The 14735-nt window shown below is 40.3% G+C and carries 14 protein-coding genes; 10 read left to right on the top strand and 4 right to left on the bottom strand.

Annotated features, from left to right (window positions below; translation table 11 throughout):
- Positions 1-54: 54 nt before the first annotated feature.
- From leuS to AOLE_RS16780, 6 genes are all read left to right on the top strand, one after another.
- A complete protein-coding gene (gene leuS / locus AOLE_RS16755; RefSeq protein ID WP_013198957.1) occupies positions 55-2679 on the top strand; it encodes a leucine--tRNA ligase in 2625 nt (874 codons plus the stop codon).
- A 27-nt stretch (positions 2680-2706) separates the two neighbouring features.
- Positions 2707-3216 (top strand): LPS-assembly lipoprotein LptE, encoded by a 510-nt coding sequence (locus AOLE_RS16760; RefSeq protein WP_004794663.1) that lies wholly within the window; start codon positions 2707-2709, stop codon positions 3214-3216.
- A gap of 18 nt (positions 3217-3234) precedes the next feature.
- Positions 3235-4224 (top strand): DNA polymerase III subunit delta, encoded by a 990-nt coding sequence (gene holA, locus AOLE_RS16765; protein ID WP_013198958.1) that lies wholly within the window; start codon positions 3235-3237, stop codon positions 4222-4224.
- A gap of 107 nt (positions 4225-4331) precedes the next feature.
- Entirely contained in the window at positions 4332-5672 is a 1341-nt protein-coding gene (locus AOLE_RS16770; RefSeq protein ID WP_013198959.1) for a MacA family efflux pump subunit, read from the top strand.
- A gap of 2 nt (positions 5673-5674) precedes the next feature.
- Positions 5675-7669 carry a MacB family efflux pump subunit gene (locus AOLE_RS16775; protein WP_005302315.1) on the top strand — a complete coding sequence of 665 codons (1995 nt, stop codon included), beginning with the start codon at positions 5675-5677 and terminating at the stop codon, positions 7667-7669.
- 22 nt (positions 7670-7691) lie between these two features.
- Positions 7692-9086 carry an efflux transporter outer membrane subunit gene (locus AOLE_RS16780; RefSeq protein ID WP_081399375.1) on the top strand — a complete coding sequence of 465 codons (1395 nt, stop codon included), beginning with the start codon at positions 7692-7694 and terminating at the stop codon, positions 9084-9086.
- Between the two features lie 68 nt (positions 9087-9154).
- Here AOLE_RS16780 and AOLE_RS16785 read toward each other — a convergent pair whose 3' ends face one another.
- From AOLE_RS16785 to orn, 3 genes are all read right to left on the bottom strand, one after another.
- On the bottom strand, positions 9155-9958 hold the full coding sequence (locus tag AOLE_RS16785; RefSeq protein ID WP_023274323.1) for an enoyl-ACP reductase FabI: 804 nt from the start codon (positions 9956-9958) through the stop codon (positions 9155-9157).
- Between the two features lie 137 nt (positions 9959-10095).
- The gene (locus AOLE_RS16790; protein ID WP_004794670.1) at positions 10096-10827 is read right to left on the bottom strand and encodes a Bax inhibitor-1/YccA family protein; all 732 of its coding nucleotides are present in this window, start codon (positions 10825-10827) and stop codon (positions 10096-10098) included.
- A 154-nt stretch (positions 10828-10981) separates the two neighbouring features.
- Positions 10982-11548, bottom strand: a complete 567-nt coding sequence (orn, locus tag AOLE_RS16795; protein ID WP_013198961.1) for an oligoribonuclease — start codon at positions 11546-11548, stop codon at positions 10982-10984.
- 125 nt (positions 11549-11673) lie between these two features.
- On the opposite strand from orn, the gene rsgA reads away from it, so the two are divergent.
- The 4 genes from rsgA to secB all read left to right on the top strand — a co-directional run bounded on the left by rsgA (position 11674) and on the right by secB (position 13999).
- On the top strand, positions 11674-12735 hold the full coding sequence (gene rsgA / locus AOLE_RS16800; protein ID WP_005302303.1) for a small ribosomal subunit biogenesis GTPase RsgA: 1062 nt from the start codon (positions 11674-11676) through the stop codon (positions 12733-12735).
- Positions 12736-12833: 98 nt separating this feature from the next.
- Positions 12834-13250, top strand: a complete 417-nt coding sequence (locus AOLE_RS16805; RefSeq protein WP_004794673.1) for a rhodanese-like domain-containing protein — start codon at positions 12834-12836, stop codon at positions 13248-13250.
- An 11-nt stretch (positions 13251-13261) separates the two neighbouring features.
- On the top strand, positions 13262-13519 hold the full coding sequence (grxC, locus tag AOLE_RS16810; RefSeq protein ID WP_002114715.1) for a glutaredoxin 3: 258 nt from the start codon (positions 13262-13264) through the stop codon (positions 13517-13519).
- A 27-nt stretch (positions 13520-13546) separates the two neighbouring features.
- The gene (secB, locus tag AOLE_RS16815) at positions 13547-13999 is read left to right on the top strand and encodes a protein-export chaperone SecB (protein WP_003654925.1); all 453 of its coding nucleotides are present in this window, start codon (positions 13547-13549) and stop codon (positions 13997-13999) included.
- 68 nt (positions 14000-14067) lie between these two features.
- On the opposite strand, the gene AOLE_RS16820 is transcribed toward secB, so the two are convergent.
- Positions 14068-14724, bottom strand: a complete 657-nt coding sequence (locus AOLE_RS16820; protein WP_013198962.1) for a 4'-phosphopantetheinyl transferase family protein — start codon at positions 14722-14724, stop codon at positions 14068-14070.
- Between the last annotated feature and the right edge of the window lie 11 nt (positions 14725-14735).

Consider the following 14735-nt stretch of genomic DNA (forward strand, 5'->3'; position numbering starts at 1 on the left):
CGCTATGCTGTGCAGCAATCTTTCATTTCAATTTTCGTTGTATAGCTTACGTCTATGACTATTTCTCACATTGACCCCGAATATCAAGCAAACACGATTGAACCATCAGTTCAACAAGATTGGGAAAATCGTAAAGTCTTTAAAGTTGCCGACACTGTCGAAGGTAAACATCGCTACATCCTGTCAATGTTTCCTTACCCAAGCGGCAAGCTGCATATGGGGCATGTGCGTAACTATACAATTGGCGATGTAATTAGCCGTTTTTACCGTTTAAAAGGTGAAACTGTATTACAACCTATGGGTTGGGATGCATTCGGTTTACCTGCTGAAAACGCAGCAATTGCCCATAAAGTTGCTCCGGCAAAATGGACATTTGAAAACATCGCTTACATGCGTGACCAATTAAAAAAATTAGGTCTATCTGTAGACTGGGATCGCGAATTCGCAACTTGTACACCAGAGTATTACCACTGGGAACAATGGTTATTTGTTCAGCTTTATAAAAAAGGCCTGATCTACCGTAAACTTTCAACAGTAAACTGGGATCCGGTTGACCAAACAGTTTTAGCAAACGAACAAGTTGAAAATGGTCGTGGCTGGCGCTCAGGTGCATTGGTTGAGAAACGTGATATTCCAATGTACTACTTCCGTATTACGGACTATGCACAAGAATTATTAGACGATCTTGACACTTTACAAGACGGCTGGCCTCAACAAGTGTTGACCATGCAACGTAACTGGATTGGTCGCTCTACAGGCATGGAAATTACTTTCCCATCTGCCAATACTGAAATCTATACTGATGGCTTAACTGTCTATACAACACGTGCCGACACGCTAATGGGTGTGACATATGTTGCTGTTGCAGCAGAACACCCTCTCGCACTTAAAGCTGCTGAAAACAACCCTGAATTGGCTGCATTTATTGAAGAATGCCGCATGGGTTCAGTTGCAGAAGCGGACTTGGCAACAGCCGAGAAAAAAGGCATGGCAACAGGTTTGTTTGTAAAACACCCTGTAACTGGTGAAGAGCTTCCTGTCTGGATCGCAAACTACGTATTAATGTCTTATGGTTCTGGCGCAGTAATGGCTGTACCAGCGCATGACGAACGTGATTTTGAATTTGCTAACAAGTTCAACTTGTCAATTAAGCAAGTGATTGATGCCAAAGGTGCTGACGATGCAGATTACTCTGCAACTGAATGGCAAGAATGGTACGGTTCTAAAGAAGGTAAACTTGTTAACTCTGGTGAGTTTGACGGTTTAGAATTCCAAGCTGCGTTTGACGCATTCCTTGCAAAATTAGAACCACAAAGTTTAGCAAATTCTAAAGTTCAATTCCGTTTACGTGACTGGGGTGTTTCTCGTCAACGTTACTGGGGTTGTCCAATTCCAATGATTAACTGTGATACTTGTGGTCAAGTCACAGTTCCAGAAGACCAGCTTCCAGTTGTATTACCAACAGACGTTGTTCCAGATGGTTCAGGTAATCCGCTGAACAAAATGCCTGAATTCTATGAAACTAAATGTCCGTGTTGTGGTGGCGATGCACGCCGTGAAACAGATACTTTAGATACTTTCGTAGAGTCATCTTGGTACTATGCACGCTATGCGTCTCCAGACTTTACTGGTGGTATGGTTAAACCTGAAGCAGCTCAAAACTGGCTTCCTGTAAACCAATACATTGGTGGTGTTGAACACGCAATTCTTCACTTACTTTATGCACGTTTCTTCCACAAATTAATGCGTGACGAAGGCGTTGTACAAGGTAATGAGCCATTTACCAACTTGTTAACTCAAGGCATGGTACTTGCAGATACGTTCTATCGTGAAGCAGAAAATGGCAAGAAAACTTGGTTCAACCCAGCTGATATTGAATTAGAACGTGATGAGAAAGGTCGTATTCTTTCTGCAAAATATTCAGGTGACGGCCAAGAAGTTGTAATCGGCGGACAAGAAAAAATGTCTAAGTCGAAAAATAACGGTATTGACCCACAAGCGATTATTGATCAATACGGCGCAGATACAGCTCGTGTATTCATGATGTTTGCTGCTCCACCAGATCAATCTTTAGAATGGTCTGATGCAGGTGTTGAAGGTGCAAACCGTTTCTTGAAACGTGTATGGCGCCTTGTAGCTGGCTTCCTTGAAAAAGGCAACTCAGCTTCTACAATCGATACAGCTAATTTATCTAAAGACGCTCAAGACTTACGTCGTAAAACACACGAAACTATTCAAAAAGTAAGTGATGATATTGAACGTCGTCATGCATTCAATACCGCGATTGCTGCTTTAATGGAGTTGTTAAATGCAAGCAACAAGTTTGAAGCAAAAGATGACAATGACATTGCTGTAGAACGTGAAGCAATCACAACACTGTTAACTTTACTTGAACCGTTTGCACCGCATTTAAGCCAAACTTTATTGGCTCAATTTGGTACAGATGTTACAGCAGCAACATTCCCTGAAGTTGATGCTTCTGCGTTAACGCGTAATACGCAAACGATTGTTGTACAGGTTAATGGTAAACTTCGCGGTAAACTTGAAGTTTCTGTTGATATTTCTAAGGAAGATCTATTAGCTCAAGCTAAAGCTCTACCAGAAGTTCAACAATTCTTAACCGGACCAACAAAAAAAGAAATTGTGGTTCCAAATAAATTAGTTAACCTCGTGGTTTAATTAAAGTTATTAATGAGAGGATCAAGCATGCACTTAGCCAAACGTTTAGCCGCTGTTGTTTTAACCTTAGGCCTTAGTGCAGGCTTAGTCGGGTGTGGATTTCATTTAAAAGGAACCAACCCGACTGCGACTCCGCTTGTTTATAAAAAGTTAAGCCTTGAGTTACCAGCTAAAACTGATGATTTGGAAACACAGTTAAAAGTGTATTTAGCTGCAAATGGTGTTCAACTCAGCAATGATAATGATGCCTACGTACTTCGTGTTTTAGAGTACACACCACGTCGTCAGCTTTTAAATGGAAAACTAACTGAAGTATTATTACGTTTGACCGTAACCTTCCAGATTGAAGACCGTCAGGGTAATAAAATTACTGAGCCACGCTCATTAACTGCATCTCGTAGTTATCAATATGACTTGGCAACGGTCAACACTGAAAATCAGCAAGAAAGTTACTTACAACGTATTGTAATTGATGATATTGCACAGCAAATTACTCGTCAGATTTCAGCAAATCGCTTACCAAAAGCTCAGCCTTAATCTGTATTTTTACCAGCAATGAAAATTGATTATTTACAAGCCTTAAAACGTACTCCGGAAGCTCGGGGTGCGTGGATTTTACATGGGCAAGAGCCTTTATTAGAACAAAATTTATTAGATGCCTTTCGAAAAAGCTGGCAACAACAAGAAGTTGAAAGACAGCGCTATGATATTAGTAGCGTAAGCGACTGGAAAAATGTCTTTAACGCACTTAATAGCTTATCTTTATTTTCTCAGCAGCTTGCTATTGAAGTACACGGCAATATAAAACCTGATGCGAATGGCTTAAAACAACTCAAAAGCTATATACAACATAATGAACATAACCTGCTATTAATTGTTTTACCTAAACAAGATAGTAGTAGCTTAAAATCTGCTTTTTTCCAAGTTGTTGAAGCAAATGGGGTTGTAGTTGCCCTCACGGCAAATTACCCACAAGATCGCCAAAGAATTTTATCTGCTGAAGCAGATAAACTTGAAATTCAACTCGACAATGATGCTTGGCAGTGGTTAATGCAACATCATGAGCACAATTTGCTTGCAGCTAAAAATAGCTTGATGCGTGTAAGAGACACATTTCCAGACCAACAACTCATTCAAATTGAACAACTATATGCGTGCCTACAAGATCAATCACGCTATACCACCTATGATTTAAGTGATGCATTATTAGAAGGCAACCTTGGCCAATCTATTAAGATTTTTCAATATTTAATTGCAGCAGGCGAACCCGATAGTCTGATTTTATGGACTTTAAGTAAAGAAATGCGTTTGTTGATGCAATTGTTTGAACAACCCCATAATGCCTTACAGCTTGGTATCTGGAAAACAAAAGTCAGCTTATATCAACAAGCATTAAGAAGACTAAATCCACAACAGTTTCTAGGCTGGTCTACCCTTCTATTGCAAATCGATGCAGCAATTAAAGGAATGTCGAACGAAAATGCAGAACATTTAATGCAGCAAGCGATTGCTGAATTATGTGGAAAAACATTATTTATACAGTAATTCGGCTGAATCATTTTTCTTCATTCCTGAAATATCATAAAAATTCACGTTTTATCCTCATTTCGCTTTTATACTAAATTAAATTTTAAACTTTTCGACCTCTCGCCATGCCAAAAATAAAGCCAATCAAACTTGTTATTATCATCGTCTGTATAGTCATTATTGCTCTTTTAGCCTGGAAGTTTTTCAAGCCAAAACAGCAACAGCCACAATATATTACTGCCGAGGTAACACGCGGGGATATTGAAAATAATGTACTTGCAACGGGTACACTTGATGCAACCAAACTGATTAGTGTCGGTGCTCAGGTATCTGGTCAGGTCAAAAAGATGTATGTGCAACTTGGCGATCAGGTTAAGCAAGGTCAACTTATTGCACAGATTGATTCAACGACCCAAGAAAATAGTTTAAAAACCTCTGATGCAAATATTAAAAATTTAGAAGCACAGCGCCTTCAGCAAGTTGCTTCTTTGAATGAAAAACAACTTGAATACCGCCGTCAACAACAAATGTATGCACAAGATGCAACACCACGTGCGGATTTAGAATCGGCTGAGGCAAGCTATAAAACAGCTCAGGCACAAATCAAAGCGTTAGATGCACAAATCGAATCAGCAAAAGTCACAAAATCTACGGCGCAAACCAATATTGGTTATACGCGTATTGTTGCTCCAACAGATGGTACTGTTGTTGCGATTGTGACCGAAGAAGGTCAAACAGTAAACGCCAATCAAAGTGCGCCAACAATTGTCAAAATTGCAAAACTACAAAACATGACGATCAAGGCACAGGTCAGTGAAGCTGACATTATGAAAGTTGAGAAAGGACAACAGGTTTATTTCACTACATTAGGTGAAGACACTAAGCGTTATGCAACTTTACGTCAGATTGAACCTGCTCCAGATTCTATTTCTAGCGAATCAACAAGTACGACAAGCTCAACTACTAGTTCAGCTGTTTACTATAATGCCTTATTCGATGTGCCAAATACCGACGGTAAATTGCGTATTGATATGACTGCACAAGTTTATATCGTATTAAACTCAGCTAAAAATGCTCTACTTGTTCCATCATCAGCACTTAGCTCGAAACAATTTTCAGGTCAAAGAAAATCAGGCCAATCATCTGATAAAGCTAGCTCTACACCTGAAGCTGCTAAAAAATCTCAAGGAAATGGAGCTCGTCTGGAGCGTCTTAACCTGACTAATGAGCAAAAACAGTTAATTGAACAAGGTAAATTAACCTTAAGTGTTGTACGTGTATTACAAGCTGATGGCACAACTAAACCAACTCAAATTTTGGTTGGCATTAACAACCGTGTAAATGCACAAGTTCTTGCGGGCTTAAAACAAGGTGATCAAGTTGTCATTGCCGATAGCGCAGATACTTCTGCTGCATCAGCTAATAGTAGTAATAACCGTCGCCGTAGTGGCCCAATGGGAATGTAAGCATGACAAAACAAGCTTTGCTTGAAGTCAGCAATCTAGTCCGGGAATTCCCTGCTGGCGAAAGCACGATACAAATTTTAAAAGGCATTGACCTTACCATTTACGAAGGCGAACTGGTTGCCATTGTCGGTCAGTCTGGTTCTGGTAAATCAACACTCATGAATATTTTGGGCTGTTTAGACCGTCCTACGAGTGGTAGTTACAAGGTTAGTGGACAAGAGACTGGTAAACTCGAACCAGATCAACTCGCTCGACTACGTCGTGAATATTTTGGTTTTATTTTCCAGCGCTACCATTTACTGGGTGATTTATCTGCGGAGGGTAACGTTGAAGTTCCGGCTGTTTATGCAGGTGTTACCCCTTCTGAGCGTAAACAACGCGCAACGGCTTTATTGACCGAATTAGGATTAGGTACTAAAACACTTAATAGACCAAGCCAGCTCTCTGGCGGTCAGCAGCAACGTGTTTCTATTGCCCGTGCTCTTATGAATGGCGGTGACGTTATTCTAGCAGATGAGCCGACAGGGGCACTCGACTCTCATAGTGGTGTTGAGGTGATGCGTATTTTGCGTGAACTCAATGCCGCAGGTCACACTATTATTTTAGTCACCCACGATATGCAAGTTGCCAAAAATGCGACGCGTATTATCGAAATTAGTGACGGAGAAATTATTAGTGATCGTCCTAATGTTCCGGATCAAGCAGCCGAACCAGGCAATTCTGATCCTGATGCCGCTCCTGCTTTGCAAGGCAAACAAAAGAAAGGCAAAAGTATTTCTGCATGGCGTTCTACTTTAGATCGTTTGTCAGAAGCTTTTCAAATGGCTTTACTGTCTATGAATGCCCACCGCATGCGTACGTTTTTAACCATGCTTGGGATCATTATTGGTATTGCATCTGTTGTTACAGTGGTCGCGCTAGGTAAAGGTTCTCAACAACAAATTTTAAGCAATATTAGCAGTTTGGGAACAAATACGATTACGGTGTTTCAGGGCCGTGGTTTTGGTGACAACTCCAAAACTGCAAACTTTAAAACTTTGGTTCCTGCCGATGCTGATGCGTTAATGACTCAACCTTATGTTAGCGCAGTCAGCCCAATCGTCAGTACATCCAAAACTATGCGTTACCAGCAAAATGAAGCAAACGCGACCATTAATGGTGTGAGTAACGATTATTTTGATGTTAAAGGTTTGGTCTTTAAAGATGGGCAAACTTTTGACCAACGTAGTGTGCGTGATCGTTCACAAGATGTTGTAATCGATACCAATACGCAAAAACAATTCTTTGGAGATGGTAGCAATCCAATTGGCCAAGTCGTACTGCTCGGTAGTGTACCAGCACGTATTATTGGGATTGTAGAACCGCAGACAAGCGGCATGGGCTCAGATGATACTTTAAATGTCTATATGCCTTATACAACCGTAATGAGCCGTATGTTAGGTCAATCTAATGTACGTAATATCGTGGTTCGTATTAATGACAAATATTCAACTGCTGCCGCAGAAAATGCGATTGTAAACCTATTAACTCAGCGCCATGGTGCACAAGATATTTTCACTATGAACAGTGACAGTATCCGTCAAACCATTGAGAAAACAACCAGCACAATGACGCTTCTGGTTTCAGCAATTGCCGTAATTTCACTGGTGGTTGGTGGTATCGGGGTAATGAACATTATGTTGGTTTCAGTGACTGAACGTACTCAGGAAATTGGCGTACGTATGGCCGTAGGTGCTCGTCAAAGTGATATTTTGCAGCAATTCCTAATTGAAGCAATTTTGGTGTGTTTAATTGGTGGTGTGCTTGGCGTCTTACTATCGCTTGGCCTTGGACAACTTATTAATAAATTTGCTGGCGGTAACTTTAGCGTGGCTTATTCAAGCACTTCTATTATTGCAGCATTTGTCTGTTCAACTCTGATTGGTGTCGTATTCGGTTTCTTGCCTGCCAAGAATGCCGCGAAACTTGACCCTGTTGCTGCACTATCACGAGAATAAGGAAAATTGCATGTCTTTCTCTATGACTAAACTCAGCACAGCACTTCTCCTCACAGGTTCTCTTGTAGGATGCGCAGCTGTAGTAAAAACACCTTATGAAACGCCTGCGGTACAAGTTCCAGGCAGCTTTCAATATGACACAGCAAAAGCAAAAAACATGTCTGCCGATCAATACTCTGATCGTTGGTGGACGCTTTTCAATGATGCACAGCTCAATCAGCTTGTAAGCAATGTATTAGAACGTAACAGTGATTTAGCAGTTGCAGGTATTGCGTTGAAACAAGCCCGTCTACAAGCTGATCTAACTGCAAACAAACAAGGCTTGCGTACCAGTTCTAGTGTGTCTACAGGACATTCTTTCGATTTAAATTCGGGAGATGACAGCTCTAAAGGCCTATCACTGAGTGCGGGTGTAAGCTATGAGCTTGACTTGTTTGGCAAGCTTGCACGCCAAACTGAAGCAAGTAAATGGGAAGCCTTAGCGACCGAACAAGACTTACAAGCCACTGGGCAAAGTTTAATTGCAACCACTGCAAAACTCTATTGGCAACTCGGTTATTTAAATGAGCGCTACACAACTGCCCAGCAAAGTCTCGCAACCTCTCAAAAGCTTTATGACTTGGTGCAGATTCAATATAAAGCTGGCGCTGTTTCAGGTGTAGATCTGACTCAAGCAGAACAATCGGTACAAAGCCAGAAAGCGAGTTTAAGCCAGATTGAACAACAATTGGTTGAAACACGTACGGCTATTGCAGTGCTATTACATGAGCCATTGCAACAATTGAACATTCAAGAGCCAAAGCGTTTACCACGCACTGCTCTACCTGCAATTGGTGCTGGTTTACCTGCCGATATTTTATCGCGCCGCCCTGATTTGCAAGCGAGTGAGTTACGTTTAAGAAAAGCATTAGCGACTAAAGATGCCACTAAAGCGAGCTACTATCCATCAATTAGCTTAACCAGCAGTTTAGGTTCAAGCAGCACATCGTTAACAGAGTTATTACGTAATCCTGCCTTGACGCTTGGGGCGAGTTTGAGCTTACCTTTTTTGCAATATAACGATATGAAGAAAGATATCGCAATTAGCAATCTGGATTATGAAAAAGCGATTATTCAATATCGTCAAACGCTTTATCAGGCTTTTGCTGATGTAGAAAACGCTTTATCGAGTCGTACCGAACTCGACAAACAAGTAGCGTTACAGGAACGTAATGTTGAACTTGCAGAAAAAACTGAACGTTTAACCGAAGTCCGTTACCGTTATGGTGCTGTCGCATTAAAAACACTTCTCGATGCTCAGCAAACCACACGTACTGCACGCTTAAGTCTCGTTGAAACCAAGCAAAGCCAATACAACGCGTATGTGACCCTCATGCAAGCTTTAGGTGGTTCACCTGTAAAAGAACTTCCTCAGTAACTTGACCAATTAAAAAAGCCGTAGTACTTCAACTACGGCTTTTTTTATGGCTAAATAAGTTTTAAAACTTATTCATCATCCATCATAGATTGGCTCATACCTACAGTATTGAAACCAGCATCTACATATAGAATTTCACCAGTAATACCTGAAGCCCAAGGTGAGCATAGGAACAACGCTGCATTACCTACTTCTTCAATCGTTACATTACGTTTTAACGGCGCAACTTTTTCATTAGCATCTAACATTTTACGGAAAGACTTAATACCAGAAGCAGCTAAAGTACGGATTGGACCCGCAGAAATCGCGTTTACACGAATACCATCAACACCCAAGCTTGATGCTAAGTAGCGAACACCCGCTTCTAAAGAAGCTTTTGCCATACCCATTACGTTGTAGTTAGGCATAACGCGCTCAGAACCTTGGTAAGTCAAAGTCAATAAACAGCCTTGACGAGCTTGTAATAAAGGTTTTGCAGCACGAGCCATTGCAATAAAGCTGTATGCACTGATGTCATGAGCAACTTTAAAACCGTCACGGTCAGTCACGTCAGTGAAGTCACCATCAAGCGTGTGTGCAGGTGCAAAGCCGATTGAGTGCACAACACCGTCTACACCGTCCCAATGTTTTGCAAGTTCTGCAAATGCATTATCAATTTCAGCATCAACAGCAACATCACATGGAAACACAAGCTTAGAACCGAATTGCTCAGCAAATTCATCCACACGTTTTTTTAATTTTTCGTTTGGATAAGTAAACGCAAGCTCTGCACCTTCACGGTGTAATGCTTGTGCAATACCAAAAGCAATTGATAATTTACTAGCAACGCCTGCAATCAAAAAGCGCTTACCTGCTAAAAGTCCTTGTGTCATGCCGATCTCACTCAAAACAATTTCAAGCATAATGCCAATATTCAGCGGTTTTCGAAATTGCATAATGCATCTTTTTTCAAAAATCGCACGAAAAAAAATCGCTCCTGATAAGGAGCGACTTCTCGATGAATTCAATCTTAGTCGTCAGACAATAAGCCAAGTAAGCGTAAGAAAGAAATATACATCCACACTAAAGTTGCAAGTAATGCGATACCACACAACCATTCCATGAATTTTGGTGCGCGATATGCTGCATTAGTTTCAATTAAATCAAAATCTAAAATCAGGTTAAGTGAAGCAATCACTGCAACAAATGCAGCAAAGCCAATGCCTAACCAGTTACTTTCAAAAATATAAGGAACGCTTGAACCAAATGCTAAACGCATGACCATCTGGACGATAAATACAATAAAGATCGCCAAAGATGCAGAAATTACAACTGACTTGAACTTTTCAGTTGCACGTATAATTTGGAACTTATATAGACCAAACATCACCAAAGTCGTAACGAAAGTCGCTAATAAAGCTTGAAGAGGAACACCTGGGTATTTCAACTGGAAAGTAAAAGAAATACCACCTAAAAAAGCCCCTTCAAATAAGGCATACGGAATTGCCAATGTTGGCGCGGTCGTTGGTTTAAACGTTGTAATTAAAGCTAAAACCAAGCCACCAATTGCACCCACAATTGAAGCCGCGTAAGCAATGCCAACATTTGCAGTAAAGGCTGCATAGAAAAATAAAGCGACACCCACCGCAGCAGCAATAACTGTCAACATTACAGATTTTTGAATCGCACCTTGCACAGTCATCGGTTGACTATAGTCACTGACCGTTTCAACACGGGTCAGTATCGGGTTATTACTTTGCATAAATGCTCTCTTTTTATAATAAAAATTTAAAACATCATTTTAAGCAAAATGAATATGAAAGCCAAATCAGGCGATCGGCATTATTGTAACAATCCCCTTTAAACAATAAAAAAGGAGGCAATAGCCTCCCTTTCATATCACTCAGGCAAAGTCATTAATCTTTACCGTCAGTGTTCATGATAAAAAAATATTCACGGTAGTATTTCAACTCAGAAATCGAGTCACGAATATCATCCATTGCCAAATGCGATGCATTCTTTTTCAAACCGCTCATGATTTCAGGGCGCCAGCGTTTTGAAAGTTCTTTTACCGTAGATACATCAAGATTACGGTAGTGAAAATACTGCTCAAGTTCAGGCATAAGACGGTGTAAGAAACGGCGATCCTGACAGATCGAGTTACCACACATCGGTGAAACTTTTGGATTCACCCATTTTTTTAGGAATTCTAAAGTTTGTAACTCAGCATCAAGAGCTGTTAATTTGCTGCGACGAACTCGTTCAATCAGACCAGACTGCCCATGTTGGCGGGTATTCCACTCATCCATTGCATTTAAAATACGGTCAGGCTGGTGAACGGCTAAAACCGGACCTTCGGCAAGTACATTTAAATGATCATCTGTAATAATTGTTGCGATTTCAATAATTTGGTCATTATCGGTATCTAATCCGGTCATTTCCAGATCAATCCAAATTAATCGTGTATTTAAAGTACTGCTCATGTATGTACGTTCTAAAATGCCGTAAAAACATCAATAGTAGCAAATTTCTTGCATCTGCGCTGTAATTCTATAGCCGCTTCATGCTATTTTTGCCATCTTCAAACAGTGGTTTTTTTGGGATATGAATGGCTTTAATTCGTAAGCGTCGTTTAACTGAACAACAGCAACGTCGTATTGAAAAACAGCACAAAACTCGCCAAGAAGAGGCTGATACTTCACAAGATCTGGACGGACTCGTTGTACAACATTATGGCCGCCAACTTGAAGTACAAGCACTCTCTGTACCTGAGCATCACCCAGAAAAACCTCAAGTTGCCGAAGGAGAGCCAGAACCTTTCTGGAAACCTATCGAGCTCAAAAGCGTATGGCGCTGTCATACTCGAACAAACTTAGAATTACTTGTGACTGGTGATCGAGTTAAATGGCAAGCTGACCCAAACACGGGTTTAGGTATTATTACAGCCATTCACCCTCGTACCTCTTTACTTACCCGTCCAGACCGTTATCACAAAGTTAAACCTGTGGCAGCAAATATCAGTTTGATTGTGATTGTCTTTTCACCACTTCCTGAACCTGCACCAACGTTAATTGACCGTTATTTAGTTGCTTGTGCAGATGCTAATATTCCTGCTCTTTTAGTCCTCAATAAGTCTGATTTGTTAACCGAAAATGACCCAATTCTCACACTATTAGAAGAATATAAAACTTTGGGTTATGAGGTGATGATTTGTCAGTCTAAAAAGGGAGATATCTCTGCTTTATCTGAACGTTTAGATGGCGAAACAGTAGCTTTCGTTGGCCAGTCAGGTGTAGGAAAAAGCTCTTTAATTAATGTGCTCATTCCAGAAGCAGAGCAAAAAACAAATATTATTTCTGAAAACTCTGCACTTGGTCAGCACACAACAACCTCTACACGTTTAATGAATTTCGGTAAAAATGGGGCGTTAATCGACTCACCGGGAATTCGTGAATTTGGGCTTTGGCATCTTGATTTAGAAAAAATTCGTATGGGCTTTCCAGAAATTGAAGCACATTTGGGTTCTTGCCAATTCCGTAATTGCACCCATACTCATGAAAAGAACTGTGGGTTAAAACATGCTGTAGAATCTGGTGAAATTTTACCACGGCGCCTAGATAGCTTTTTGCGTTTAAATGATGAGATTCAAGAAGCACAGCAAAAAAACTAATTTTCTGTCCGCTTTGCCCTTGAAGTGGTGATTTTGATCACCATCTATATACGCTATACTCTAGGTCAATTTTGTTTTTAATTTTTTTTAGGTGACTTGTGGAACGCTGGTTAGAGTTTATGGGGAATCACCCCATTTTGTTTGGTACGCTCGGAGTCTTGGTCGTGTTGTTCTTCATTTTTGAAGGTCAACGTAACGGTCGTAAAATTTCACCACAGTCGCTTGGTATTTTAGTGAAAGCGAAAAATGCCATACTCATCGACTTGCGCGATAGTAAAGACTTCCGTGAAGGTCATATTAGTGGTAGCCGCAATATTCCTTTCAGCCAAATTGCAAGTCATGCTGATGAATTAAAAGCAAGTGACCGTCCATTAGTATTTATTTGCAACCTCGGGCAAGTCGCTGGTAGTGCTTTGCAAAAAGTTGCTCACCATGACAGCTATCGACTCGATGGTGGCATTAGTAACTGGAAAGCACAAGGCTTACCTCTTGTAAAAAGCAAACCAAAAGCTTAAGGAGAATTATTATGGCTGCAAATGTCATTGTTTACTCAACTTCTGTATGCCCGTATTGTGTTCGTGCTAAACAGTTACTTGAGCGTAAAGGTGTTGCTTACAAAGAAGTAAATCTTTCTGTTGAAGCACCGGAAGTACGTGTTGAATTAATGCAACGCACTAATCATCGTACTGTCCCACAAATTTTTATTAACGATCAGTTTATTGGTGGTTTTGACCAACTTTATGCTTTAGAGCGTGAAGGTAAACTCGACGAATTATTGGCTTAATCTCGCATCCATATTAAGGAAAAAACAATGAGCGAAGAACAACAAGTTCAACCACAATTAGCTTTAGAGCGTATTTATACAAAAGATATTTCTTTTGAGGTTCCTGGGGCGCAGGTTTTTACTAAACAATGGCAACCTGAACTCAATATCAATCTTTCTTCTGCTGCAGAAAAAATTGATCCAACTCATTTTGAAGTTTCTTTAAAAGTTGTGGTACAAGCCGATAACGACAACGAAACAGCGTTCATTGTAGATATCACTCAATCAGGTATTTTCTTGATTGATAACATCGAAGAAGATCGCTTACCGTATATTTTAGGCGCTTATTGCCCAAATATTTTGTTCCCGTTCTTACGTGAAGCGGTAAATGATTTAGTGACTAAAGGTAGCTTCCCACAGTTACTTCTTACACCAATCAACTTTGATGCAGAGTTCGAAGCGAATATGCAACGCGCTCAAGCTGTTGAAGGTCAAGCTTAATTTTATAGCTTGCTCTAAACTAAAAAAACCGCGTAATTCGCGGTTTTTTTATGTCTGCTATTCGCTTATTAAACATCAAGTGAATGAAGCTTAATTATAGGAAATTGAAAACCACGGCAAGATAATGCTGAGCGCCATGCCACTGTTAAAATCATATTACCCACAACGAAGTTTTGATAAGCAAATGTCCCGATCAGTGGATGAGAACATATTCCGCCACGGTCTGTAGGATGTGCTTGAGTATTTAAAGTATTTAAATCTAAACGGATACCAAGGCCTGAAGCTTTTAGAACAGCCTCTTTTGTCGTCCAGACTTTAAACCAATATTCTCTATCTTGTTCTAGACTTTGCCATGTTGCATATTCATCAGGATGAAATGCATGCTGCGCTAGAGCTTCCAAACGTACTTTACGGTCTAACTCTTCAACGTCTATACCGATATCTTTAACATGCTGACTCATCGCTAAAGCATAATATTGTTGGCTATGAGAGTGATTAAAATTTAAATCGTGATTCAATAAATAGGGCTTGCCATGCTCATGCTTTGCAAACTCCAAATCCGTTATTTTAATTTGTAATTTCTGTGCTATCAGCTCGTTTCTAATATTATGTATTTGCTGTTTTTTATAATGATTAAATGTACGAAAGTCTGGAAAATCTTGTTTAGATTTTAAAAGAAGCTGGGACAATGTCTGTGTGTAGACTTCAATATTACGTTTAGACATTATCCCGACCT

This window comes from Acinetobacter oleivorans DR1, assembly GCF_000196795.1.
GTDB lineage: Bacteria > Pseudomonadota > Gammaproteobacteria > Pseudomonadales > Moraxellaceae > Acinetobacter > Acinetobacter oleivorans.

Coding starts and splice junctions, on each gene's coding strand:
- leuS (WP_013198957.1), top strand. CDS start 55: ATGACTATTTCTCACATTGACCCCGAATATCAAGCAAACACGATTGAA.
- AOLE_RS16760 (WP_004794663.1), top strand. CDS start 2,707: ATGCACTTAGCCAAACGTTTAGCCGCTGTTGTTTTAACCTTAGGCCTT.
- holA (WP_013198958.1), top strand. CDS start 3,235: ATGAAAATTGATTATTTACAAGCCTTAAAACGTACTCCGGAAGCTCGG.
- AOLE_RS16770 (WP_013198959.1), top strand. CDS start 4,332: ATGCCAAAAATAAAGCCAATCAAACTTGTTATTATCATCGTCTGTATA.
- AOLE_RS16775 (WP_005302315.1), top strand. CDS start 5,675: ATGACAAAACAAGCTTTGCTTGAAGTCAGCAATCTAGTCCGGGAATTC.
- AOLE_RS16780 (WP_081399375.1), top strand. CDS start 7,692: ATGACTAAACTCAGCACAGCACTTCTCCTCACAGGTTCTCTTGTAGGA.
- AOLE_RS16785 (WP_023274323.1), bottom strand. CDS start 9,958: ATGACACAAGGACTTTTAGCAGGTAAGCGCTTTTTGATTGCAGGCGTT.
- AOLE_RS16790 (WP_004794670.1), bottom strand. CDS start 10,827: ATGCAAAGTAATAACCCGATACTGACCCGTGTTGAAACGGTCAGTGAC.
- orn (WP_013198961.1), bottom strand. CDS start 11,548: ATGAGCAGTACTTTAAATACACGATTAATTTGGATTGATCTGGAAATG.
- rsgA (WP_005302303.1), top strand. CDS start 11,674: ATGGCTTTAATTCGTAAGCGTCGTTTAACTGAACAACAGCAACGTCGT.
- grxC (WP_002114715.1), top strand. CDS start 13,262: ATGGCTGCAAATGTCATTGTTTACTCAACTTCTGTATGCCCGTATTGT.
- secB (WP_003654925.1), top strand. CDS start 13,547: ATGAGCGAAGAACAACAAGTTCAACCACAATTAGCTTTAGAGCGTATT.
- AOLE_RS16820 (WP_013198962.1), bottom strand. CDS start 14,724: ATGTCTAAACGTAATATTGAAGTCTACACACAGACATTGTCCCAGCTT.